Below are 23,140 nucleotides of genomic sequence, written 5' to 3'. Positions count from 1 at the left end.
CCAAGTCCTGCGACCGCTACTCCGCCCGCAGAAGGGAGGCGCCCGTGACCATTTCCGGCGTAGCGCTGCTCGCGATCTGCACGCTGTTGGGGGCTTCCTTGGAGATCTGCTCGGCGTCGCACTCGGCGTGAAGGCCAATGTCGGCGGCGTCGGCATTGCCATGATGTTCCTGATCGCGGCCCGGCTCTGGCTGGTGCGGCACAAGCTGCTCAGCCACGGCCTCAAGACCGGCGTCGAGTTCTGGGGCAGCTTCTACATCCCGATCGTGGTCGCCATGGCCGCGCAGCAGAACGTGGTAGCTGCGGCAAAAGGCGGTCCGATCGTCATCATCGCGGGGGTCGGCGCGGTCGTGGTGTGCTTCGCGATGGTCGCCCTGACCGGCCGGCTGAGCGGTCGTGTCGAGACAATGGACGAGATCGAGGCGCGAGAGGCAGCGGATCTCGCCGCGCCTCACTTTAAGTCCGGGAGGATCGCATGACCATGATCTCTCACGTGCTGGTCGCCAATGCGCTGCTCACCGCCTTTGCCGCCGTCGGGATTCTGATGTGGATCTCCGGGGTGATCTCGAAATACCTCACCTTCGGGCGCGTTCACGGCTCGGCGATCGCAATCATGCTGGGCCTTCTGCTGGCCTTCTTCGGTGGGCTTGCGACCGGGGGCGAAAAGGGCGTGGCCGACCTGCCGGCGCTGACCGGAATTGCTTTGATGGGCGGCGCGATGCTGCGGGATTTCGCCATCGTCGCCACCGCCTTCGAGGTCGATGTCGTCCACGCGCGGAAGGCCGGCGCAATCGGTGCAATCGCGCTCGGGCTGGGCACGGTCGTTCCCTTCATTCTCGGCGTGTTCGTCGCCGCGGCCTTCGGCTACACCGATGCCATCTCGCTGACGACGATCGGCGCCGGCGCGGTCACCTACATCGTCGGTCCGGTGACGGGAGCGGCGATCGGGGCGTCCTCCCCGGTTATTGCGCTTTCGATCGCGACCGGTGTATTCAAGGCGGTCATCGTGATGATCGGCACGCCGTTTGTCGCGAAGATGATCGGCCTCAACAATCCGCGCAGTGCGATGGTGTTCGGCGGCTTGATGGGGACGGTCAGCGGCGTGTCCGGAGGCCTTGCGGCAACCGATCGGCGTCTGGTGCCTTACGGTGCATTGACCGCGACGTTTCATACCGGATTGGGATGTCTGGTCGCGCCGTCGATCCTTTATTTCGCGGTGCGCGCGATCATAGGAGCGTGAATGGCAGGTTTGCTCAAGGTCGCAACCGATGCGGAAGACGATGGAGGGCTGCTCTCCGATCGCATCCGAAATGCGCTCACCGACGAGATTGCGTCAGGTGCGCTCGTCGCCGGCTCGGCCCTGGAGGAGCAACAGCTTGCCGATCGCTTCGGGGCTTCCCGCACGCCGGTGCGGGAAGCTCTTCGGCAACTCGTCATCAGCGGGCTCGTCGAGGTCCGCGGCCGCCGCGGAGTCGTGGTTGCTCGCCTGACCCCCGAGCGCATCATGGACATGTTCGAGACCAGCGCCGAGGTGGAGGCGATGTGCGTCAGGCTCGCCACCTATCGCATGACGCCGCTCGAGCGAAGCCAATTGATCGAGTTGCACGAAAACTCGCGGGCGATGGTCGAGGCGAGCGACGTCGATGCCTATGACGCGTTCAACCGCCAGTTCCACGAATGCATCTACAGCGCGACGCACAACGCGTTCATGGCGGAACAGGCACAAGACGTGCGCGCGCGGCTCAGCGCCTTCCGTCGTACGCAATTGCGCCAGGGTGATCGCATTCGAAAGTCCCGTGACGAGCATGATGCCATCATGCAAGCGATCGCGGAGGGCGATGGTGAGACCGCATCGCGCAGAATGCGTGCGCACATGTTGAATGCGGCCGCCGCGCTCAGGCGCTACATCGACGATCGCTTCGGCAGAGATGCGCCGCCGGGCGTCGGCGACGTGCCACACGAGTAGAGGATCGGAGATCCGATCTCCTCAATGGAGCGACTGAGTTCAGCACGTCTTCAGAACTATTGATCCAGCCGCAGTTGTCCCGACCAGCAAAGGTCCCTACGGTCCGTACCTCGAACCAGGCAGATCGGAGTCCATCGCAACCTGAGCTGTCGCCGGGAGAGCCGTTTTTGACAGACCGCCACGCTCTGCCGGGTTCGCGATCCTGAACGGGAAGCAAATCAGTTGCGGCGGAGCATCCGAAATCTGAGGGGCAGGGGAGTACTCGGCACTCGCGCTGGCCGCCCGGAGTCTGCGCTTGAGCTCACGGCATCCTTCCTCGAGACGAGCGATGTCCGCGCGCGCTGCACGTTCCTGATCACGCCGTTCCATCACGCGGATCTTCCGACCGGTGCGCTTGTAATGAACGATGCTCCAGCACGGCAAGCGAATTTCGGCAGCAGCGGTCCATTCGTCCTTCTGCTCGAGCAGGATGGTGCTGACTATAGGCGGACGATGGCGTCTTCGTTGGGGAAGATGCCGACGACCTCGGTCCTGGCTTGATCTCGCCGTTGAGGCGCTCGATCGGATTGGTCGAGTGCAGCTTGGCCCGATGCTGAGGCGGGAAGCTCATGTAGGCGAGCACGTCGGCCTCGGCTTCATCCATGAAGGCGGCGAGCTACACCACTCGCGGGGACACACGGTAACAAGGCGGATTTTTCCGTCCACTGAACTTAGTGCGGCATCTTGAGGCATATGTCTGATAACAATCGGGAAACATTCCCGCAAAATCTACGTTTTCTTCATGTTGCTTCACGATGATCGAGATTTCATGTTTATAGCTCTGCGCATTTTGGCACCTTGCGTAGATCGTTCATTCTATCCCAACTCAAGCCCGTCTCTCTGAGGCGGGCTTGTTTTCTATCCGTATCATTCACGCCTGTCTTGTACTGCTCCAGAATTGACGCTTCCCTCGATAAACGCCTACGATGCGCGAAGGTCCGTTAGTTAGAGACCAAAGGGAGGAAACATGATGGGATGGCTACATCCGGCTTTCGCGCGTCTTGCGTCACGAACAGCTACGCTTTTGGTGACTCTTGCGCTGCTCGCAGGCGTTGTTATCGCTGACGAGCTGACGCCGGCGCGTATCAGGACCGCGATTTCCGCTGTCGATGAAACGATGATCAAGGCCAACACCGCGACGTCGAAAGACTGGCCTACCATCGGCCTCGATTATGCCGAGACGCGCTTTTCCAAGCTTGACCAGATCAATGCCGACAACGTCAAGGGGCTGGGACTGGTATGGAGTTATAGCCTCGATTCCGAGCGTGGCGTCGAGGCGACGCCTGTCGTGGTCGACGGCATCATGTACCAGAGCGCCTCGTGGAGCATCGTGCATGCGATCGATGCACGCACCGGCAAGAAGCTCTGGACATTCGATCCCGGTGTCAACCGGGAGCTCGGTTACAAGGGGTGCTGCGATACGGTCAATCGCGGCGTCGCCGTCTACAAGGGCAAGGTGTTCGTCGGCGCCTATGACGGCAGGCTGATTGCGCTTGATGCCGCAACCGGTCAGAAGGTGTGGGAAAAGGATACGCTGATCGACCACGCGCATTCCTACACCATCACCGGTGCGCCCCGGGCATTCAACGGCAAGGTCCTGATCGGGCAGGGCGGAGCTGAATACGGCGCGCGCGGCTATATCACCGCGTATGACACCGAGACTGGCAACCAGATATGGCGCTGGTTCACCGTACCCGGCGATCCGTCGAAGCCGTTCGAGGATGACTCGATGGCGGCTGCCGCCAAGACCTGGGATCCCGCCGGCAAATACTGGCTCAATGGCGGCGGCGGCACGCCGTGGGACACCATCACATTCGATCCCAACCTGAACATGGTCTATATCGGCACCGGCAACGGCGCACCGTGGAATCGAGCGATCCGTAGTCCGTCCGGCGGCGACAATCTTTATCTCAGTTCGCTGGTCGCGCTGAACGCCGATACCGGGAAATACGTCTGGCACTATCAGGAGACGCCCGGCGACAATTGGGACTATACCTCGACGCAGCCGATGATCCTCGCCGACATCACGATCGACGGGGCGCCGCGCAAGGTCATTCTGCATGCGCCGAAAAACGGTTTCTTCTTCGTCGTGGATCGGACCAATGGCAAGTTCATCTCGGCAAAGAACTTCGTCGATGTGAACTGGGCCACCGGCTATGACGTCAACGGGCGGCCGATCGAAGTGCCGGCCGCGCGCGGCGCTGCGCCCTATGATAGCGTGCCGGGCCCCTATGGTGCGCATAATTGGCACCCGATGTCGTTCAATCCGCAGACCGGCTTGGTCTATCTGCCGGCTCAGAACGTGCCCGTGAACCTGACGCCGGAGCAGAAGTTAGAACAGAATGCAGCGACACCCGGCAAGTTTGGCGGCGCGACCGGCTGGAATGTCGGCTTCGTACTGAACGGCACGCCGCCGAAGGCGCCTGCCTTCGGTCGACTCGTTGCCTGGGACCCGGTGAAGCAGCAGGAAGCGTGGCACATCGACTATGCGTCGCCCTGGAACGGTGGCACGCTGACAACAGCCGGAAACCTGGTATTCCAGGGGACCGCGGACGGGCGTTTCGTCGCCTATGATGCAAGGACCGGCAAGAGCCTATGGGAGACCCCGACGGGCACCGGCGTGGTGGCGGCGGCGTCGACCTACATGCTCGACGGTCAGCAATATGTCTCAGTCGCTGTCGGCTGGGGTGGCGTTTATGGAATCGTGCAGCGTGCGACCGAGCGCAGAAGCCCCGGCACGGTCTATACGTTCGCGCTCAACGGCAAAGCCAAGCTGCCGGAGTTCGTGAAGTATCAGGTCGAAGGCTTGCTGCAGGGCGTCAAATACGATCCGAAAGATGTGGCCGAGGGGGCCGCGATCTATGTCGCCGCTTGTGCCACCTGTCATGGTGTCCCTGGCGTCGACAAGGGCGGCAATGTCCGCAATCTCGGCTACGTGCCGGCCGAGGAGATCGCCAACCTGAAAGACGTCGTGTTCAAGGGGCCGTTCCGCGAACGCGGCATGCCGGACTTCACCGGCAAGCTGCAGGACGAGGACGTCGTCAAGATCCAGGCCTTCATCCAGGGCACGGCCGACGCGATCAGGCCGAAAACGACGGTGAGTCAGGACAGCAAGTAAGGGCGCGAGCCTGCCGTCGCGTCATGGCCGAGGTGTCACATATGTCTCGGCCATGTCCCGAATTTGATATCGTGCTTGACCATCAGCGCGATGGAGCCAGCGGGTAAGCGCCTATCACGGTCAGCTGGCATCAGGCATCAGAATGGCGAACACAAAGGGAAATGCAGCTTATACGTCTGAGCTTATGGTGCCTTCTCAAGGATCTTCACGATCGCGCTGCGAAGCTCGCCCTCGATCACCAGGGCTGAGCCGTAATGCCGCTCGATATCGAAGGCGAGACGCCGGTTCATGTCAAGCGAAGCGCTCTGCATCGCGATGAGGTGATCGCTGTCATCGAATAGGCCGGAGCCCGAGCCGCCATAACCGTCGTTGCAGTCATGCCGGGCCCTGCGGATGCCGCCTTCAGTCGGCGGATCGATCAGGTGGATCCGGCATGGCTCTATGCTGGTGGGTCCATTGTAGTTTCCGTGCCCCGCGGGCGAGACCATCGTCACCTGGAGGACGCCATAGCCGGTCGTCAATATCGAAGCCTTCGGGACCGGTTGAGGGGCGACGTCCGCGGCAACCGCATGCTCGAGGCGCGCAAGCGCCCAGTCGTCGGTGATGTGCAAGGCATCTGCGTCTGCAGGGATGCCGAGCTGCAGATCGCCGCCAAAATCGTAATTCTTGCCGCCGACCTGAAAATAGCAGTCATTGATAGGACGCGTCTGTCGTCCATGACGGTCGCGAAAGTTATGCGCGTTCATCATCACCAGCGAGCGGCTTCCAATCAGCCAGGCAGCGGCAGCTTTCTGGAATAGTCGGGCTTCGTCGCGGCAGAACAGCACGCCAGCGCCGGGGTAACGCTGGTAGTCGCTGCTCGACATCGCGCGGCGATGCTCTTCCAGATAGAGAGCTGCCGGCATTGGCTTGATCCCGTGCGGATGTGTCAGGCCAAGCAGGATCATAAAGCCGGCGCCAATGGCGGAAGCGATCTTGAGCGGCATCCACGCGATTCCTTCCATCCATATCCGGGTTCTTTGCCGTAGGAGAGGCCGACGCCTCCCCGGGGGAGCGCGAAGCCATTCCCGGCAAATGATGCCCTGGGAATTTTTCCCGCATTAATAGCAAGATTGCCATAGGAAGTTTGAGACATCCTCTTGCTGCGCAGAAGAAGAAGACGACTTAGGATTGTTTGATGCAATCCTCAACATAGCGAGGATCGCAGGAAGTGCGACCAAATGGCACTTCTTAAAATCATGGGCGCGGCACCTGCCGAATACAGGCAGGGCAGGAAACAGCAGGAGATGGGCCTAAATGCACAGGCTTTTACAAACCGCATCATTTGCAGCGCTTCTTGCGATGGGTTCGCTGGGAGGGGCAGGCCTTGCAAGCGCGAACGACAAGCTCGACCAGCTCTCGCAGAGCGACGAGAACTGGGCAATGCCCGGCAAGGACTATAAATCGGACAATTATAGCAAGGCTAACCAGATCAATACGGATAACGTCAAGAATCTGAGGCCGGCTTGGACGTTCTCGACAGGACTGCTCAACGGCCACGAAGGCGCGCCGCTTGTCGTCAATGGCACGATGTACATCCACACATCGTTCCCGAACAACACCTTCGCATTAGACCTCAAGGATCCAACACGGATCTTGTGGCAGGACAAGCCGAAGCAGAACCCGGCGGCGCGAGCGGTCGCGTGCTGTGACATCGTCAACCGAGGTCTTGCCTATTGGCCGGGAGACGCGAAGACACCACCGCTGATTCTGAAGACACTGCTCGATGGGCATATCGAAGCGCTGAACGCCAAGACGGGCGAGTTGCTCTGGAAGATGGAGAACTCGGACATCAAGGTCGGCTCGACGTTGACGATCGCGCCCTACGTGGTCAAGGACACCGTGCTGGTGGGCTCCTCCGGCGCCGAGCTCGGCGTTCGCGGCTATCTGACGGCCTATGACGTGCACGATGGTGCACAGAAGTGGCGCGCCTACGCGACCGGTCCGGACAAGGATTTGCTGCTTGCATCAGACTTCAATCTCAAGAATCCCCAATACGGGCAGAAGGGTCTCGGCCTCTCGACGTGGGAAGGGGATGCCTGGAAGGTTGGCGGCGGCACCAACTGGGGTTGGTACGCCTTCGATCCGAAGACCAATCTCGTCTATTTCGGCACCGGCAATCCGGCACCCTGGAACGAGACCATGCGTCCGGGCGACAACAAGTGGACGATGACCATTTTTGGTCGCGATGTCGACACCGGCGAAGCCAAGTTCGGCTATCAGAAGACGCCGCACGATGAGTGGGATTATGCAGGCGTCAACGTCATGATGCTCTCCGAGCAGAAGGACAAGGACGGCAAGACTCGAAGTCTGCTGACGCATCCGGACCGCAACGGCATCGTCTACACACTCGATCGCACCAATGGCGAATTGGTGTCCGCCAACAAGATCGACGATACGGTGAACGTGTTCAAGACCGTCGATCTGGCGAGTGGCCAGCCGGTACGAGATCCGGAATACGGCACAAGGATGGACCATCTCGCGAAGGACATCTGTCCGTCCGCGATGGGCTATCACAACCAGGGGCACGACTCCTACGATCCCACCAAAGAGCTCTTTTTCATGGGGATCAATCACATCTGCATGGATTGGGAGCCCTTCATGCTGCCCTACCGTGCCGGACAGTTCTTCGTCGGCGCGACGCTCAACATGTATCCTGGTCCCAAGGGCGATCGCCAAAATTATGAAGGTCTCGGCCAGATCAAGGCCTACAACGCGATCACCGGCAAATTCAAATGGGAGAAGATGGAACGCTTCGCCGTCTGGGGCGGCACGCTGGCGACTGCCGGAAACCTGGTCTTCTACGGGACGTTGGATGGCTTCATCAAGGCCCGCAACAGCGATACCGGCGAATTGCTGTGGAAGTTCAAGATGCCTTCCGGGGCCATCGGCTATCCGATCACCTACATGCATGACGGCACCCAATATGTCGCCATCTACTACGGTGTCGGCGGCTGGCCGGGCGTCGGTCTCGTATTCGACCTGCAGGATCCGACGGCTGGTCTTGGTGCGGTCGGCGCCTTCAAGCAGCTCGCCAATTACACCCAAATGGGCGGTGGCGTAATGGTCTTCTCGCTGAACGGGAAAGGCCCCTATGACGACGTGAACCTCGGCGAATACAAGGCGTCGAACTAACCTCGTCGGATGTTACGCAGAGCCGTCGACAACAGTGCTCTTTCCGGCCGCATGGCTGGAAAGAGCGGGGTGTGGTGGTTCGCGCGCTCGCTGGCCGAGTAATCCCTCAACGTCAATTGGCTTCATCCAAGGTTTGGAATTGTGATGTCGCGACCATTAATGGTTTCTATGTTCGCCTCTGCCGGCGTGATCGCCTGTCTGCTTGATCCTTTGCCGATTGCGGCTGCGGCGTCCGATCCGGATGCGTCGGGCCGTGCGACGCAGGCAGGCACGAGCGACGAGTCGAAGCTGCGCATTTGCGCTGCCGGAAGCGAATTGCCGTTCTCGTCCAAGGATCGGACCGGCTTCGAGAACAAGATCGCCGCGACAGTCGCAAAGGCGATGGGCCGTGAGTCCGTGTTCGTGTTCTCCGACAAGCCGGCGATCTATCTCGTCCGTGACTGGCTGAACAAGCAGAAATGCGATGTCGTGGTCGGCCTTGACAGCGGCGATCAGCGGGTGCTGACCACCAAGCCATATTACCGGGCGGGCTATGTATTCGTGACTCGCAAGGACAAGAACATCAATCTGGAATCGTGGGGAGACCCGCAGATCAAGTCGCTCGGACATATCGTCGTCGAGTTCGGATCGCCCAGCGAGGTCATGTTGAAGGAGGTCGGAAGATACACCGACAACATGGCATATCTCTATTCGCTGGTCGGCTTCCGTTCGCCCCGCAACCAGTACACTCAAATCCCGCCGCAGAAGATCATATCCGAGGTCGAAAGCGGTAACGCAGATCTGGCGGCTGTGTTCGCCCCTGACGTCGCGCGTTACGTCAAGACGAACGCGGCGCTGAGGATGACGCCTGTCAAGGACGATGCGGACCGCGATGGCGAGCGGGTGCCGCAGCAATATGACCAGTCGATGGGCGTGCGGCTCGGAGATGACGCGCTTCTCGTCGCACTCGATACCGCCCTTGCAAAAGCGGCTCCAGAGATCGCGGACATCCTCCGGGACGAGGGTATACCGACCATGCAAGTTGCGAAATCAAACTAGATAGAACTTGCCGAAATCGTGTTGGGATCAGGAATGAGAAAATTATCGCTCATCATTGGTTATCTTGTCTTTGGTATGACTGCGCAGAGCCTGTTCGCGACACCGGCCGAGCCCATACCGCCCACCTCGCTCGACCTTCGCAACACCGACACCGGAGAGCCGCTCGATCTGTCGGAAGCGCAGAAAGAGGGGCGCAATACGGAGGGCGTGCGCAAGTTCCTTCAGACCGGGGTCAATCCTTACGCCGAGGACGTCAGTTGCTTGAAAGTGGGCGAGTCATTTTATCTCACCTCCTGCTCGGGCTGTCACGGAGAAATCGGCGAAGGAAAAATCGGTCCGGGTCTTAATGACGACTACTGGACTTACCCGAAGAACACGACCGATCAGGGATTGTTTGAGACGATCTTTGGCGGTGCAAGAGCTCAGATGGGGCCGCATTACGACGATTTGACCCTCGATCAGATGCTCGAGGTCATGGCTTGGGTGCGGCATATCTACAAGGATGATGTCAAGGCGGCGACGTGGCTGACGGCGGATCAGAAGAAGAAGTTCAAGCCGTTCACGCGGGGAGAAACCTTTCCGGATGATCCGCCGGGCCTATGCAAGGCACCATGACATTCCGGCCGACTGTCGAGAGCCGTCAAGGAAAGAACTGCTTCAGCGAGAGGAGAAGACCAAGTGACAAATGCCCTGAACTCTATCACCTTGGGAATCGTCGTGGTTGCGGCGGTGGCCTTAGCCGCGCCGGCGTCGGCCTATGACGGCACCAAGTGCAAGGCGCCTGGAAATTGCTGGGAACCGAAGCCTGGTTTCCCGGACAAGATCGCCGGCTCGAAATATGATCCCAAGCTCGATCCGAAGGAGGTCGCCAAGCAGGACGCCTCTGAGCGGGAGATGGAAGCGCGTAACGCCAAACGTGTCGAGAATTTCCGCAAGACCGGAAAGTTCGTCTACGAGATCGATAAGATATCCGAGAAGTAGTCGGGATCGGGCGTACCGATCCAGCGCAACAGTCTCGCGCTGACAAATCGGCAGAGTGAGACATCTCGGCCGGACCGTATGACGTTGAAGCCGATCGTCAAGGATCCGTTCGGCTTCATGTCCTGCCGTCCGGGCGGCAATCCGTGACGGTCATCCCGCGGAGTCTCGATGAACGATGCCGTTTCAACCGCCTCCCTGTTGGAGCGCTGGCGATCCGCCGCGTCGGCATTTGAGGCGTCGGTCGAGCAGGTCATTGTTGGACAAGCGCGTGCGGTCCGCCTGATCACGATCGCGGTATTCGCGCGCGGGCACGTGCTGCTCGCTGGCGATGTCGGCGTGGGAAAAACCACGATCCTGCGCGCGGTGGCGCGGTCTCTCGGTGGCAGCTATGAGCGCATCGAGGGAACCGTGGACATGATGCCGAGCGATCTGCTCTATCATACTTATCTCGGGGATGACGGCCGGCCGAGGGTCGAGCCTTCAGCGGTTCTCGAACGATCGAAGGAATTATCGGTCTTCTTCTTCAACGAGATCAACCGGGCGCGGCCGCAGATGCACTCGCTGCTGCTGCGGCTGATGGCGGAACGAAGCGTTTCGGCCTTCAACCGCACGTTCGAGTTCCCCTATATGCAGGTCTATGCCGATCGCAACCGCGTCGAAAAGGAGGAGACCTTCGAGCTGCCTGCCGCTGCGCGAGACCGCTTTCTGATGGAGATCGCCATCGAGACGCCGATCGAAGCGGATGTGCGCCGACAATTGGTATTTGATCCACGCTTTCATGACACCGAAGAACTGTTGCAGGCGATCGCTGCACCAGCCCTCGATTTCAAATCGCTGACTGTTTGTGCGCCGTTGATCCAGCGCAGCATTCATACGAGCGAGGCCGTGGAGGCCTATGTGGTGCGCCTGTGGGACGCCATCGTGCACCCTGGGGCGGCCGGGATCTCGATCCCCGGTGTCGATACCGGGCGTCTCGTTCAGGGCGGCGGAAGTCCAAGAGGGCTGGCATTCGCTGTCCGCGCCGCGCGCGTACGTGCCTGGCTGGAGGGCCGTGACATGCTGGTCCCGGAAGACATCCGCGACGTCTTCATCGAGACCATGGCGCACCGGATCTTCCTCGATCCGATCTATGAGCTGCGGCGCGAAGAGATCGTCCACGATCTCTGCACAGCCGTGGTTGCCAGCGTGCCAGCGCCATGACCGAAGCCCGCGACATCCATTACCGGCCGCGTGGCCGCATCTCGGGCCTCCGGGCGGGCGCGCATTCGAGCTTGGGTATCGGTGCTTTCGGCACTTTTCGTGATCAGGTGCCGTTCATGGCGCATCCCGATGCGAGGCGGATCGACGTCCGTGGCACGCTTCGCGACCCGTTCGAGAACACGCTGGTCCGCCGCTTTCAACAGCGCAGTGCGATCGACGTTTATGCATTGGTCGATCTCACGCGGTCGCTATCCTATGAAGGGCGGGCACGCAAGCAGGACCTGGTTGCCGAGCTCTGCGGTGCGCTGGCGCGCTCGGTCGTTCGCAGCGGCGACCGCTTTGCGCTGATCGGCTTCGATTCCGGGATCAGGGAAGACTGTGTCATCCTTCCAAACCGCCGTCTCGGTGCCACTCTGGAGGTCGAGGCACGCCTGCGGCAGGCAGAGTGGAGCGGGCGGAATGCCGATGGCCTGATCGAAGCCGCACGATGCGTTGCCGGCAAGCGGAAAATCGTCTTCGTGATCTCCGATTTCCTATTACCGCTCGATATGCTGAATTCGGCATGCGAGGCGCTCAGCCGGCACGATCTTATCCCCGTTGTGATCAACGATTCCTCGGAAAATGAAGCATTGCCGGATTGGGGGCTGATGGAGCTCACCGATCTCGAGACCGGGCAGTGCAAGATCGTTTTCATGCGCCCGGCCTTGAAACGGCGCTGGCGCGAACAGGCGGCCGAACGACAGGCCGGAATCAAGCGAACCTTGCTGCGGTTCGGGCGCGCGCCCATCGTGATCTCAGACGCGTTGGATGTCGACCGGATCTCCCGGCAGCTCATGGAGGCTTAGAGCCGTCATGTGCAGCCTCATGCGGGGTATCCTTGCCATTGCGTCGATGCTGGTGGTCTGCGCGATCGCCCCGGCATCGACCTTGGCGGCGGCCGACGCGCCCGCAGTGAAGCAGGTGACGATCCGTACGCCGCGCGACATCGGCTATTTTGTCGGCGATTTGATCCGAGCGGATATCACGCTGGTTGTCGATGGCCGTACCGATATCGATATGGCGTCGTTGCCGCGTCCTGGCGCCGTCGCTTATTGGCTCGACATTCGTTCCGTCGATATCAAGCAGCGAAGTGACGGCGCCGATCGTCGCTACGTCCTGACGATCATCTACCAGAATTTCTATGATGCGCTCGATGTGCGGCTGCAGGAGATTCCGGCCTTCTCGCTGCTGTTTCACCGGGCGGATGAGACCGCATCGTTCGATGTTCCGGCCTGGACCATTGGTGTTTCGCCGCTGCGGGAAGTGGCGCCGCCGGCCAAGAGCGATCCAAAGGACTATCTGCGGCCGGACCGCGGCGCATCCGTGATCGATCTCAGTCCGCATGTCTGGTCCCTGACCGCGGCAGCCGTTGCTGTGCTGTTCTGTCTGGTCCTGGTGGCTCATGACCGCGCCTGGTGGCCGTTCGTGCGGCGTCCGGCGCGTGCGTTCTCGCTGGCCTCAAATCGACTGCGGGGCTTGCGCAGCCGGAAGAACGAAGTCGCGGCCTATCTCGAGGCGTTGGAAGCCCTTCATCGCGGTATCGATCAGGCCGACAATCGATCGGTGCTGGCCGATGATCTCGAAATATTTCTGCAGCGTCATGCGGCCTATCGGGCTTTGCGAGAGGGCTTAGGCGGCTTTTTCGGCGCATCGCGGCTGGCATTCTTCGCCAACGATCCCGAGCGCGCGCGGCGGGAGTTTTCGTTCGATCGGATCGAGATGCTGGCGCGGAAGCTGGCTGTTGCGGAAAGGACCGGGGCATGAACCTGGCGGTGGATCGGCCATGGGTGCTGTTGGCGCTGGCGTTCGCGCTGTTGCCCCTGGTCTTCTCCGGGCATCGCGCAGCGCAGGTCGGCTCCGTGGCCGTGATTCCGGCCGACGCGGTTTCGATGCTGATCGGCTGGGTCTTGCGCTGTTCCGCAATGGCGGCGATTGCGCTGGTGGTCATCGCACTCGCCGGTCCATATCGCCTTGGCCAGACGATCAGCCGGGCCGGCGAGGGGGCGCAGGTCGTCATCCTGCTCGACCGCAGCGGAAGCATGAACGATACGTTTGCCGGCCGTACGCCCGAAGGCAATGAGGAATCGAAGGCTTCGGCAACCAAGCGCCTGCTGCGCGAATTCGTCGGCAGGCGACCGCACGATCTGTTCGGAGTCGCTGCCTTCTCGACCTCTCCGATGCTGGTGCTGCCGCTGACCGATCACCATGACGCCGTCAGGGCGGCGATCGATGCCAGCGATCGTCCAGGCTTAGATTTCACCAACATGGCGCGCGGCCTCGGCATGGCGCTCTCGATGTTTGCCGCCGATCGGCCGGACGAGCACCACGCGATCCTGCTGGTCTCCGATGGAAGCGCTGTAATCGAAGCCCGTCTGCAGGACCAGTTGCGCGCGGAGTTCCGGAAATTCAAGGCGGACCTGCTTTTCCTGTTCCTGCGAACGGCCGGAAGTCGTGGCATGTTCGACAAGCCCGGTCCGGACGAAGACACGCCACGCGCCATGCCGGAGCGCTTTCTCAATCTTTTCTTCCAGACGCTCGGCGTCCCCTATCGGGCATTCCAGGCTGAGAATCCGGATCAGGTCGCCGATGCCATCAATCGGATCGACCAGCTCGAACGCTATCCGATCACCTATGCCGAGCGCGTTCCACGCAGGGATTTGACGGGATTGGCTTACGCTGCAGCCTGCGGCGCCATTCTTGTGCTGGTCGCAGGCAAGCTGGTTGAGGTGCGTCTGGTCACACGCCGCGCGGCCTCTGAAACGGCGATCGGAGTGCCGATATGACCGGAGCTTCCAGCCATGCGCTCGGTCTCCATCGGACCAGGTCTCGGCCGGGCAGGATATCCTGGACGCTGCTGTGGCCACGCTGGCGGTCGCGCCTGCTGGTCGCGCTATTGGCGCTGTTTGTCTTGGCGTTTCTTGCGCTGCTTGTCGAGATAGCTCTCATCGTCAAGGCCAATGAGGCGATCCGTCGGTTGAAGACGAACCATGATGTTCCGGTCGCCGTGGACGCACCGGCAGAATTGCTGCTGGCACGGGTGTCCTTCCTGCTCGATCACGACCGCATCGACGAGGTGCGACCTTATGTCCAAGCACTCGACAAGCAGGACGCCGGGCGGCTTGCCGCGATCGCGCATTACGATCTTGCCAACAGCCGCCTGCGGCAGGCGTTCGATCTGATCACGGCAAGCAAGCTCGACAGTGCAGGCCCCTTTGTCGTGCTATCGCGCGAAGAATATCGGCGGGCGCTCACGCTATCGCCCGATGATTGGGATGCGAAATTCAATTTCGACGTGGCCTCACGGCTGATCCGAGATTTTCCGACGTTCGAACGCACGTCCGGCGACGACGTCAAGGCGGACCGGAAGAAGATCTGGACCGACATCCCCGGCAAGCCACAGGGGCTTCCCTGATGATCTTGCATGGTGACATGGTGATGTGGAACTGGCGGCAGAATCTGCGCGATCCGATGGCCCTGCTGCTGCTCGCAGCGTTGGCGCTGGCGTGTGTCGCGATTGCGTTGCCGCCTATGCCCATGACCGTGATCGGGGTCGACGTCCTGGCGATCGTCGATATCACCGGCAGCATGAATACACGCGACTATCAGGTCGCTGGCAAGCCGACCAGCCGGTTGCTCGTTGCCAAGGCGGCCCTGAAGGACATGATCGGCAAATTGCCATGCCCGAGCCGGCTGGCGTTGGGCTTGTTCAGCGAGCGCGTACCGTTCCTGCTGTTCGAGCCGGTCGATGTCTGCCAGGACTATGGTGCGGTCTCCGGCGCGATCGAAGCGATCGACTGGCGCGAAGCCTGGGAAGGCGACAGTCACGTGGCTGCCGGTCTTTATAGATCGATCGAGATGGCCAAGAGCCTCGGCGCGGATCTCATCTTCATCACCGACGGCCAGGAGGCGCCGCCATTGCCGGCCTCAGGCGCTCCCGCTTTCGAGGGCAAGCGCGGCGAGGTGAGGGGGCTGATTGTCGGGGCCGGCGGTTACTCTCTGTCGCCGATCCCGAAATTCGACGATCGCGGTAACGAGGTCGGATTTTGGGGTATTGATGATGTGCCGCATGAGAATCGCTTCGGATCGCCTCCGCCCGATGCCGAGAGCCGGCCGGGCTATAATCCGCGGAATGCGCCGTTCGGGGCCGCCGCCGCAATCGGGACGGAACACCTGTCCTCCGTTCGCGAGCCCTATCTGAAGCAACTCGCTCAGGAGGCGGGCCTTGGCTACGCGCATATGGACGGTTCGTCCCACCTCGCACAACGCTATCTCCCGATCGCAACATCTCATGCGAGCCCTGGCCTGACCGATCTGCGCTGGGTGCCCGGGGCTCTCGCGCTCCTCGCTTTGCTTGCCGTTTTCTCGCCGTTGGGCCGGCGCCTCGCCGGTCTGAAGTCCGCCAACCTGTGAGGGTCTTCCGATGCGCCTTTATCCTGTCTACGCCGCCACCTGTCTTCTCGCCTGCACGGCGGGAGCCCTTGCGCACGGCCCGACGCCGCAGAAGGTCGACGAGACGATCGCGATCAAGGCGGCGCCGGACAGGGTCTGGGCGATTGCGGGCGACTATGCAGGCATCTCGAAATGGGATGCTGTGGTGAAATCGAGCGAGGGTTCGACCAAGAAACGGGTCATGACCTTTGGCAATGGCGAGCAACTCGAGGAGGAAGTCGACGAGTACGATCCGGCAAAAATGACCTATTCCTATCGGATGCTTAATCCGAACGTACGAGCCTTGCCGGCGAGTTCTTATTCCGCGACGCTTGTCGTGACATCGGACGCACATGGTGGCAGCAATGTCGAATGGACCGCGCACGTCTACCGCGGTGACACTGACAACGAGCCGCCGGATGATTTGAATGACGAAGCGGCGAAGTCGGCCCTGCGCAGATTATTCCGGGCCGGACTGGAAGGGATCAAGGCGAAGGCCGAGGCAGAGTGACATGGTTTTCGAACGGCCGACCCCGAAGATCGCCACGGGAGGCGGAGCAGGTCTCGGGTGGTCGGGGCCCGCCGGCCGCCGCGGGATTCCTCGCATCAAGGTTGCCGACCGATCGGGAAGCCTCGTGCCGTGCGCCGTGCGGAAATAGGGGCGCAAATGCTCTCGGTGGCGCGCAGCAGCCGATCCTTTTCCGTGCTTCTGTTCCTGTGTACGGCTTTCCTTGCCGCCTGCAATGAGGAGCCGGAGTCGCGAGACGAACGGACCGTTGTGGTCAAGAAGCCGGAAGACGTTTCGACATGGCTTGCGGTCACCGACAAAATCGAACCTGCGGTCTGGTTGCGGGGCCGGGAGGTCGGCCATGAGGTGCTGGCGACCGATCCGGAGGTCGATCGGCTGCGGAGGGCGATCCGGCAGGCCGTGTCCCGCTTCTATGAAGACGAACGCATGATCGCGAACCGGACGGTGCAAACGGCGGATGCGTTGGCGGAAGCAGGGCAGCCCGAGCGATACGTCGATATCATGGCCGGCATGGTCGATGCGGCCGACGTGTCGCCCGACCGTAAGCTCTATGGCGACATGTGCCAGCACTATCTGATCCTCAGGCGCAATGGTGAGGGCCGGACTCAGGCGCTCGAACATGTCGGCGCCTCCTATAGGCATGCGGCCTCTTGCAAGGACGCCGCATGCACGGATCCGAAGTGACGAGAGAACCACTGGTACCGGCGAAGTGAAATGAAATGACGAGTTATCACCCGTCCTGGCGACACGCGAGCAGGACTCTCTTGCGGTCCCTCTCCTTCCGTTCGTTGCGGATACGCCTGATCGCGATCGTGCTGCTCATCGACTGCATCGCCGCCGCACTGACGACCACAGTCGTGATCATGAATGCGCGAACCAACACGAGACGTGAAATCGCATCCTCGATGCAGCTTGCCGATGCCCTGGTTGGAGATACCATCCGGTTGCTACGGGATATGCCGCCGGCCATTCTGCTACGGAGCATCGATCTGCATTTTCAACCCGTTCGTCACATCAAGATATCGGTGATCGATGCAGAAGGAAGGTCTGTCGCGGCACTGGCATCGTCGTCCGATAAGGCCACGGATGACACGGATATCCACGACGCTCCCGAATGGTTTACTCGCCTGATCGCGCCACCGATCGAGCGAAATCGGTTTCAGATCGTTGCGTCAGGCCAGAAGATTGGAACTGTGGTGATTACGTCCGAGCCAAGCGACGAGATCAATGAAGCCTGGAATTATGTTCGAGCTCTTGTTCTGACCGCGTTCTGCTTGAATGCAGCTGTTCTGTTCGTCCTGTTTATTCTCTTCGGCCGAATATTGGAGCCCCTCACGCGCCTCGTGTCCGGCTTGAAACACCTCGAGGACAGAAATTACGCCGTGCGCCTGCCGAGCCCGTCGATGTCGGAGCTTTCCATCATTGCGGATCATTTCAACAAGACGGCCGAAGCGCTGGCTGTCGCGTATCAATCCAACCGCAGTCTGAATGTAAAGCTTCTGACGGCGCAGGACGAAGAGCGGCGGCGAACCGCTCTGGAGCTCCACGACGAGGTCGGCCCATGCCTGTTCACGCTCGAAGCTGGCGCGACCGCGATCGCTCGTATGTCCAAGGATCGACCCGAGCTCACGCGATTGCACGATAGGGCGTTGGACGTCATCGATATCGTTTCGCAAATTCAGAGCATCAACCGGCGGCTGCTTGACCGGCTTCGTCCGATGGCCTTGGGGCAGATTCCCTTGAAGGATTGTCTAATCAAGCTGATTGTTGAATTCGATAGTACGGATAATGCTCCGGAATTCGAACAGACAATTGGCGAGTTGCAGGAGAGCTATGGGGCTGTCATCGATCTGACCATTTATCGATGCGTTCAGGAAGGCATGTTCAACGCGGTCCGGCATGCTCAGGCGCAGAAGATCGTTTTGACGATAGATCAGAAGGACGCCTTGAAAAGACAGTTTGTGTTCGTGCAACTATCGGATGATGGAATTGGCCTGCGGAGACCGTTCAAGCCTGGGGTCGGGCTGGCCGGAATGCGCGAACGTGTCGAGGCGCTGAGCGGTGCGTTCAATCTGGAGAGTTCGTCGTCCGGAACCATTTTGACGGTGATCCTTGCCGCGGATGGAGGTGACGTGCCGGTTGAAGCATTTGAAGGGAGCGTTGTGTCATGACAAGCGCGCTTCTCGTTGACGATCACCCCATGATGCTGAAAGGCTGCCGGAATCTTTTGCAGGATATCGGCGTTGCGCCGATTCACGAGGCGACCGACGTCAGGACCGGCTATGGGGCGTTCCTGAAACATCGGCCCGATGTCGTCATCGTTGATCTCACGCTCGCCGGGGATGATTTGGGCGGGCTGTCGCTGATCCAACGCATCATTCACTGCGAGCGAAAGACGCGGATCCTCGTCCTGAGCATGCACAATGATCCTGCGATCGTGAAGCGAACGCTCGACAGCGGGGCGGCCGGCTATGTGCTCAAGGACTCGCCGTCTTCGGAATTCGTCAGCGCGTTCGAGCGCGTGGCTGCTGGCTCCACGCATCTCAGCCACGACATGGCGGTGCAGGTGGCTCTCTTGCACTCCAAGAGCAACGAACTGGCGGCCAAGAATCTCTCAGATCGCGAGCTGCAGATCCTCTCGCTGCTCGCAAAAGGAAATAACTATGACCAGATCGGCGTCAAATTGGGCATCAGCTATAGCACGGTGACCAACGCCTGCTCGTCGATGCGAACGAAGCTGCAGGTCAGGACACTCGCGGACTTGATCCGTTTTGCGATCCAGAATGACCAGGGTGGTTCGCAGTAAGGTGCGGGACGACGCGACTTGTCGGCATGGCGTCACCGACAATCTTTGCGCCTTGGATCTCTGCGGTTGGGCTCCGGCTGGGCCGTGATGCCCACGGGACCTTCGCCATTTTGGCGCAAGCATGCTCAATGCTCCCAACCCAGCTCGGATGTGATCCAGTGGGCAAAGGCGCGCACGGCCATGCGCTGGTGATCGTTGCGAGGAAATACCAGGCGATGGCCCACATAACGGATGTCCGTGGCGCGGCCGGCCAGCGGCGCGACGAGCCGACCTGACGCGAGCTCACGCTCGGCCAGCAGGGTCGATTCAAGCGCGACACCGAGGCCTTCGGCCGCGGTCGCAAGCGCCAGGAAGCTGCGGTCGAAGCGCATGCCGTGAAGGGCGGGAGATTCAAGACCGTTGGCAGCGAACCATTGATGCCATTGGATCTGCTTGACGTCGGAGCGGATCAGCGTTCGTTCCAGCAGATCCGCCGGTCGCTTGATCGTTGCTGCGAGCGCAGGTGAGCACAGCGGCGTGATCGTCTCCTCCGCCAAGGGCACGATCTCGACGCCTTCGGCATGTGGCTCGCCGTAGACGATATCGATGTCGAAATCATCGTTCTTGAAGCGTGCGTAGTCTGTGTTGGCCGAGAGTCGCACCTCCAACTTGGGATGCGCGGCGAGGAATTGTGCCAGGCGCGGCGTCAGCCATTGCGCGGCAAAGCTCGGTGCAGAATGAACGCGCACGAGCTGGGGGCCGCGTGCGGCGACTTCTTCCAATCCTCTGCGCAGTTGGTCGAAGGCGGCGCCGGCGTGGCGCATCAGGTTTTCGCCGGCCGGGGTGAGGTGAACCGCGCGCGCCTTCCGTTCGAACAGCACGGTGCGCAGGGTGGCTTCCAGCTTGCGGATCGCATGGCTGACGGCTGATGGCGTCAGGTGAAGCTCATTTGCTGCATCGCGAAAGGAGCCGGTGCGCGCAGCGGCCTCAAACGCCTTGATCGACGAGATCGGGATGTTCGATAGCATCCGATAAGTGAACCAGATTCATCGATCCATGACAACTGCGCGTTTGTCGCCGTCACTTCCGCCGGTCATGGTTGCGCCCACGAAAACGAGACATCGGGAGGACAAGGATGCTGCTGAGCGGCAAGACGGCGATCATTTCGGGTGCAGCCTCGCGGCGAGGCATCGGGCTTGCGACCGCGCGGCGGTTTGCGGCCGAAGGGGCCCGCGTCGCCATCCTCGATATCGATGCTGCCGCGGCCGCCGATGCGGCTGCCACGCTCGGCGATCAGCATATCGGGCTTGCCTGCAACGTCGCCGATAAGGCCTCATGCAACGACGCCGTCGCGCAAGTGGCCGCAAAGTTCGGCGCCATCGACGTCCTGATCAACAATGCCGGCATCACCCAGCCGGTCAAGCTGCTCGACATCACGCCGGAAGACTGGGATCGCATCCAGGACGTCAACCTCAAGGGCGTGCTGTTCCTGTCGCAGGCCGTGATCCCGCACATGCGCGCCCGTAAATCGGGCTCGATCGCCTGCATGTCGTCCGTCTCGGCGCAGCGCGGGGGTGGCATCTTCGGCGGCCCGCATTATTCGGCAGCCAAAGCCGGCGTGCTCGGCCTTGCAAAGGCGATGGCGCGCGAGTTCGGCATCGATGGCATCCGCGTCAACTGCGTGACGCCGGGCCTGATCGGCACCGACATTACCGCAGGCAAGCTGACCGACGAAATGAAGGTCAAGATCCTTGAAGGCATTCCTCTCAACCGTCTTGGCACCGCCGACGATGTCGCTGGCATCTACACGTTCCTTGCGTCGGATCTGTCCGCCTACGTCACCGGCGCCGTGATCGACGTCAACGGCGGCATGCTGATCCATTAACAAGGTCTTAGACGATGGACACCGCAACGACTCGGCTCGTCAACGCACCGACATTGGCGCAGCGCGCCTACAACATCCGCCGCAATGCGCTCCGCATGGGCGAGGTGCAGGGGCAGGGTTATATCGCCCAGGCGCTCGACATCTCGGACGTCCTGGCGGTGGCCTATTTCCATGCGATGCGCTACCGGCCCGATGATCCGGATTGGGATGAGCGGGATCGCTTTCTGCTGTCAAATGGTCACTATGCCATCGCGCTGTACGCCGCGCTGATCGAGGCCGGGATCGTCCCGGAGGCTGAGCTCGAAACCTATGGGAGCGACGACAGTCGGCTACCGATGTCGGGCATGGCATCCTACACGCCGGGCATGGAAATGTCCGGCGGCTCGCTCGGTCTCGGCCTCAGCATCGCCGTTGGCATGGGCCTCGGGCTCAAGCGCAAGAAATCGAGCTCGCGAGTCTACACGCTGTTCTCCGACGGCGAGCTCGACGAAGGCTCGGTGTGGGAGGCGATCTCGTCCGCCAGCCACTACAAGCTCGATAATCTCATCGGCGTCGTCGACGTCAACAATCAGCAGGCGGATGGTCCCTCGACGCAGGTAATGGGATTCGAGCCGCTGGTGGCGAGGCTCGAGGCGTTCGGCTGGTTCGTGCAACGCGCCGACGGCAACGATCTCGACGCCGTCGTGGCGGCCTTCGATGCCGCCAAGACCCATGAGGCGCCGAAGCCGCGGATGATCGTGGCCGACACCTTAATGGGCAAGGGCGTGCCGTTCCTCGAACAGCGAGAAAAGAACCATTTCATTCGCGTCGAGCAGCACGAGTGGCAACTCGCGCTTGCCGCGCTCGAAGCCGGGAGGCCGTGATGAAGACGCCGCGAGCAGCGCCAGATCTGAGCAAGCCGCGCTTGACGACATCGGCGATGATCGCCTCGATCGCCTCCGAAGGCCAGCGCACCAAAGCCGCGCCATTTGGTCATGCGCTGGTCGAGCTGGCACGCAGCCGTCCCGAGATCGTCGGTATGACCGCCGATCTCGGCAAGTACACCGACCTGCACATCTTCGCCAAGGAATTTCCCGACCGCTATTACCAGATGGGGATGGCCGAGCAGCTCTTGTTCGGCGCCGCTTCGGGTCTAGCCGCCGAGGGATTCATGCCGTTCGCGACGACCTACGCCGTGTTCGCCTCGCGCCGCGCCTACGATTTCATCCATCAGACCATCGCGGAGGAAGACCGCAACGTGAAGATCGCCTGCGCGCTGCCCGGCCTGACCTCCGGCTATGGTCCAAGCCATCAGGCGGCGGAGGATCTCGCGCTGATGCGCGCGATGCCGAACATGACCGTGATCGATCCTTGCGATGCGCTGGAGATCGAGCAGGTGGTGCCGGCGATGGCGGCGCATCAGGGGCCGGTCTACATGCGGCTGCTGCGCGGACAGGTGCCGCTGGTGCTCGACGAGTATGATTACAAGTTCGAGCTCGGCAAGGCCAAGCTGTTGCGCGACGGCAGGGACGTGCTGATGATCTCGTCCGGCCTGATGACGATGCGTGCTCTCGAGGTGGCCAAGGCGCTCGCTGACGATCGTGTCGACGTCGCCGTTCTGCATGTGCCGACCATCAAGCCGCTCGACGCCGAGACCATCGTGCGCGAGGCCGGCCGGTCCGGCCGCCTGGTCGTCGTCGCCGAGAACCATACGGTGATCGGCGGTCTCGGCGAGGCCGTCGCGGGACTGCTGATGCGCTCCAGCGTGCATGCGCGCTTCCGGCAGATCGGCTTGCCCGACGAATTCCTCGACGCGGGCGCGCTGCCGACGCTGCACGACCGCTACGGCATCTCTCTGTCGGAGGTCGCCAGGCAGGTGAAGGGCTGGCTCAAATAGCCAGCCGCCTCTCACGATCATCGTCGATACTCCGGTGCGCTTGAGCGCCGGGCATAACAACAAGCTCATATTGGAGGAATGGT

General features: G+C 61.2%; 22 protein-coding genes and 2 pseudogenes. 21 read left to right on the top strand and 3 right to left on the bottom strand.

Annotation, left to right across the window (positions count from 1 at the left end; translation table 11 throughout):
- Nucleotides 1–44: 44 nt before the first annotated feature.
- From madL to QX071_RS28430, 3 genes and pseudogenes are all read left to right on the top strand, one after another.
- A pseudogene (gene madL, locus QX071_RS28440) lies at nucleotides 45–478 on the top strand (malonate transporter subunit MadL).
- Complete coding sequence (gene madM / locus QX071_RS28435) at nucleotides 475–1,239, top strand: malonate transporter subunit MadM (protein ID WP_315705868.1); 765 nt, start codon at nucleotides 475–477, stop codon at nucleotides 1,237–1,239. The pseudogene madL and the gene madM overlap by 4 nt, the downstream one beginning before the upstream one ends.
- On the top strand, nucleotides 1,240–1,965 hold the full coding sequence (locus QX071_RS28430; protein ID WP_315705869.1) for a GntR family transcriptional regulator: 726 nt from the start codon (nucleotides 1,240–1,242) through the stop codon (nucleotides 1,963–1,965). It abuts the gene before it with no gap.
- A 444-nt stretch (nucleotides 1,966–2,409) separates the two neighbouring features.
- Here QX071_RS28430 and QX071_RS28425 read toward each other — a convergent pair.
- Nucleotides 2,410–2,620, bottom strand: a pseudogene (locus QX071_RS28425) (transposase); the annotation flags it as partial.
- A 354-nt stretch (nucleotides 2,621–2,974) separates the two neighbouring features.
- Between QX071_RS28425 and QX071_RS28420 the strand changes: the two are divergent.
- Nucleotides 2,975–5,122: a PQQ-dependent dehydrogenase, methanol/ethanol family gene (locus QX071_RS28420; RefSeq protein WP_409977609.1), complete on the top strand. Its 2,148-nt coding sequence runs from the start codon at nucleotides 2,975–2,977 to the stop codon at nucleotides 5,120–5,122.
- A 182-nt stretch (nucleotides 5,123–5,304) separates the two neighbouring features.
- Here QX071_RS28420 and QX071_RS28415 read toward each other — a convergent pair whose 3' ends face one another.
- A complete protein-coding gene (locus QX071_RS28415) occupies nucleotides 5,305–6,069 on the bottom strand; it encodes a serine protease (protein WP_315705957.1) in 765 nt (254 codons plus the stop codon).
- Nucleotides 6,070–6,463: 394 nt separating this feature from the next.
- Here QX071_RS28415 and QX071_RS28410 point away from each other — a divergent pair, with 394 nt between their 5' ends.
- From QX071_RS28410 to QX071_RS28345, 14 genes are all read left to right on the top strand, one after another.
- On the top strand, nucleotides 6,464–8,296 hold the full coding sequence (locus tag QX071_RS28410; protein WP_409977605.1) for a methanol/ethanol family PQQ-dependent dehydrogenase: 1,833 nt from the start codon (nucleotides 6,464–6,466) through the stop codon (nucleotides 8,294–8,296).
- Between the two features lie 168 nt (nucleotides 8,297–8,464).
- Complete coding sequence (moxJ, locus tag QX071_RS28405) at nucleotides 8,465–9,334, top strand: methanol oxidation system protein MoxJ (RefSeq protein ID WP_315705871.1); 870 nt, start codon at nucleotides 8,465–8,467, stop codon at nucleotides 9,332–9,334.
- A 75-nt stretch (nucleotides 9,335–9,409) separates the two neighbouring features.
- The gene (gene moxG, locus QX071_RS28400; protein ID WP_409977610.1) at nucleotides 9,410–9,949 is read left to right on the top strand and encodes a cytochrome c(L), periplasmic; all 540 of its coding nucleotides are present in this window, start codon (nucleotides 9,410–9,412) and stop codon (nucleotides 9,947–9,949) included.
- 75 nt (nucleotides 9,950–10,024) lie between these two features.
- The gene (locus tag QX071_RS28395) at nucleotides 10,025–10,315 is read left to right on the top strand and encodes a methanol dehydrogenase (protein ID WP_315705958.1); all 291 of its coding nucleotides are present in this window, start codon (nucleotides 10,025–10,027) and stop codon (nucleotides 10,313–10,315) included.
- A 168-nt stretch (nucleotides 10,316–10,483) separates the two neighbouring features.
- Nucleotides 10,484–11,515, top strand: a complete 1,032-nt coding sequence (locus QX071_RS28390) for a MoxR family ATPase (RefSeq protein WP_315705873.1) — start codon at nucleotides 10,484–10,486, stop codon at nucleotides 11,513–11,515.
- Complete coding sequence (locus QX071_RS28385) at nucleotides 11,512–12,360, top strand: MxaS protein (protein WP_315705874.1); 849 nt, start codon at nucleotides 11,512–11,514, stop codon at nucleotides 12,358–12,360. The genes QX071_RS28390 and QX071_RS28385 overlap by 4 nt, the downstream gene beginning before the upstream one ends.
- Nucleotides 12,361–12,379: 19 nt before the next feature.
- Complete coding sequence (locus QX071_RS28380) at nucleotides 12,380–13,318, top strand: nonribosomal peptide synthetase MxaA (protein WP_315705875.1); 939 nt, start codon at nucleotides 12,380–12,382, stop codon at nucleotides 13,316–13,318.
- Complete coding sequence (locus QX071_RS28375; protein ID WP_315705876.1) at nucleotides 13,315–14,337, top strand: vWA domain-containing protein; 1,023 nt, start codon at nucleotides 13,315–13,317, stop codon at nucleotides 14,335–14,337. Before QX071_RS28380 ends, QX071_RS28375 begins: the two co-directional genes overlap by 4 nt.
- Entirely contained in the window at nucleotides 14,334–14,966 is a 633-nt protein-coding gene (locus QX071_RS28370) for an MxaK protein (protein WP_315705877.1), read from the top strand. Before QX071_RS28375 ends, QX071_RS28370 begins: the two co-directional genes overlap by 4 nt.
- A complete protein-coding gene (locus tag QX071_RS28365) occupies nucleotides 14,966–15,964 on the top strand; it encodes a vWA domain-containing protein (RefSeq protein ID WP_409977606.1) in 999 nt (332 codons plus the stop codon). The genes QX071_RS28370 and QX071_RS28365 overlap by 1 nt, the downstream gene beginning before the upstream one ends.
- 10 nt (nucleotides 15,965–15,974) lie before the next feature.
- Nucleotides 15,975–16,493 (top strand): SRPBCC family protein, encoded by a 519-nt coding sequence (locus QX071_RS28360; RefSeq protein WP_315705878.1) that lies wholly within the window; start codon nucleotides 15,975–15,977, stop codon nucleotides 16,491–16,493.
- Between the two features lie 192 nt (nucleotides 16,494–16,685).
- Entirely contained in the window at nucleotides 16,686–17,195 is a 510-nt protein-coding gene (locus tag QX071_RS28355; RefSeq protein WP_315731360.1) for a hypothetical protein, read from the top strand.
- 128 nt (nucleotides 17,196–17,323) lie between these two features.
- The gene (locus tag QX071_RS28350) at nucleotides 17,324–18,682 is read left to right on the top strand and encodes a LapD/MoxY N-terminal periplasmic domain-containing protein (RefSeq protein WP_315705880.1); all 1,359 of its coding nucleotides are present in this window, start codon (nucleotides 17,324–17,326) and stop codon (nucleotides 18,680–18,682) included.
- Nucleotides 18,679–19,317, top strand: a complete 639-nt coding sequence (locus QX071_RS28345) for a response regulator transcription factor (RefSeq protein ID WP_315705881.1) — start codon at nucleotides 18,679–18,681, stop codon at nucleotides 19,315–19,317. Before QX071_RS28350 ends, QX071_RS28345 begins: the two co-directional genes overlap by 4 nt.
- 125 nt (nucleotides 19,318–19,442) lie before the next feature.
- On the opposite strand, the gene QX071_RS28340 is transcribed toward QX071_RS28345, so the two are convergent.
- Nucleotides 19,443–20,324 carry a LysR substrate-binding domain-containing protein gene (locus QX071_RS28340; RefSeq protein WP_315705882.1) on the bottom strand — a complete coding sequence of 294 codons (882 nt, stop codon included), beginning with the start codon at nucleotides 20,322–20,324 and terminating at the stop codon, nucleotides 19,443–19,445.
- A gap of 107 nt (nucleotides 20,325–20,431) precedes the next feature.
- Here QX071_RS28340 and QX071_RS28335 point away from each other — a divergent pair, with 107 nt between their 5' ends.
- From QX071_RS28335 to QX071_RS28325, 3 genes are read left to right on the top strand one after another with little or no spacing between them, the layout of a single operon-like run.
- A complete protein-coding gene (locus QX071_RS28335; RefSeq protein ID WP_315705883.1) occupies nucleotides 20,432–21,181 on the top strand; it encodes an SDR family NAD(P)-dependent oxidoreductase in 750 nt (249 codons plus the stop codon).
- A 14-nt stretch (nucleotides 21,182–21,195) separates the two neighbouring features.
- Nucleotides 21,196–22,044 (top strand): transketolase, encoded by an 849-nt coding sequence (locus QX071_RS28330; protein ID WP_315705884.1) that lies wholly within the window; start codon nucleotides 21,196–21,198, stop codon nucleotides 22,042–22,044.
- Entirely contained in the window at nucleotides 22,044–23,057 is a 1,014-nt protein-coding gene (locus QX071_RS28325) for a transketolase family protein (protein ID WP_315705885.1), read from the top strand. The genes QX071_RS28330 and QX071_RS28325 overlap by 1 nt, the downstream gene beginning before the upstream one ends.
- Nucleotides 23,058–23,140 lie beyond the last annotated feature (83 nt).

The organism is Bradyrhizobium sp. SZCCHNS1022 (genome assembly GCF_032484835.1).
In the GTDB taxonomy this organism is placed as follows: Bacteria; Pseudomonadota; Alphaproteobacteria; order Rhizobiales; family Xanthobacteraceae; genus Bradyrhizobium.
Note: the sequence above shows the minus strand (reverse complement) of the source record. Positions and strands in the feature narration are given on the sequence as shown.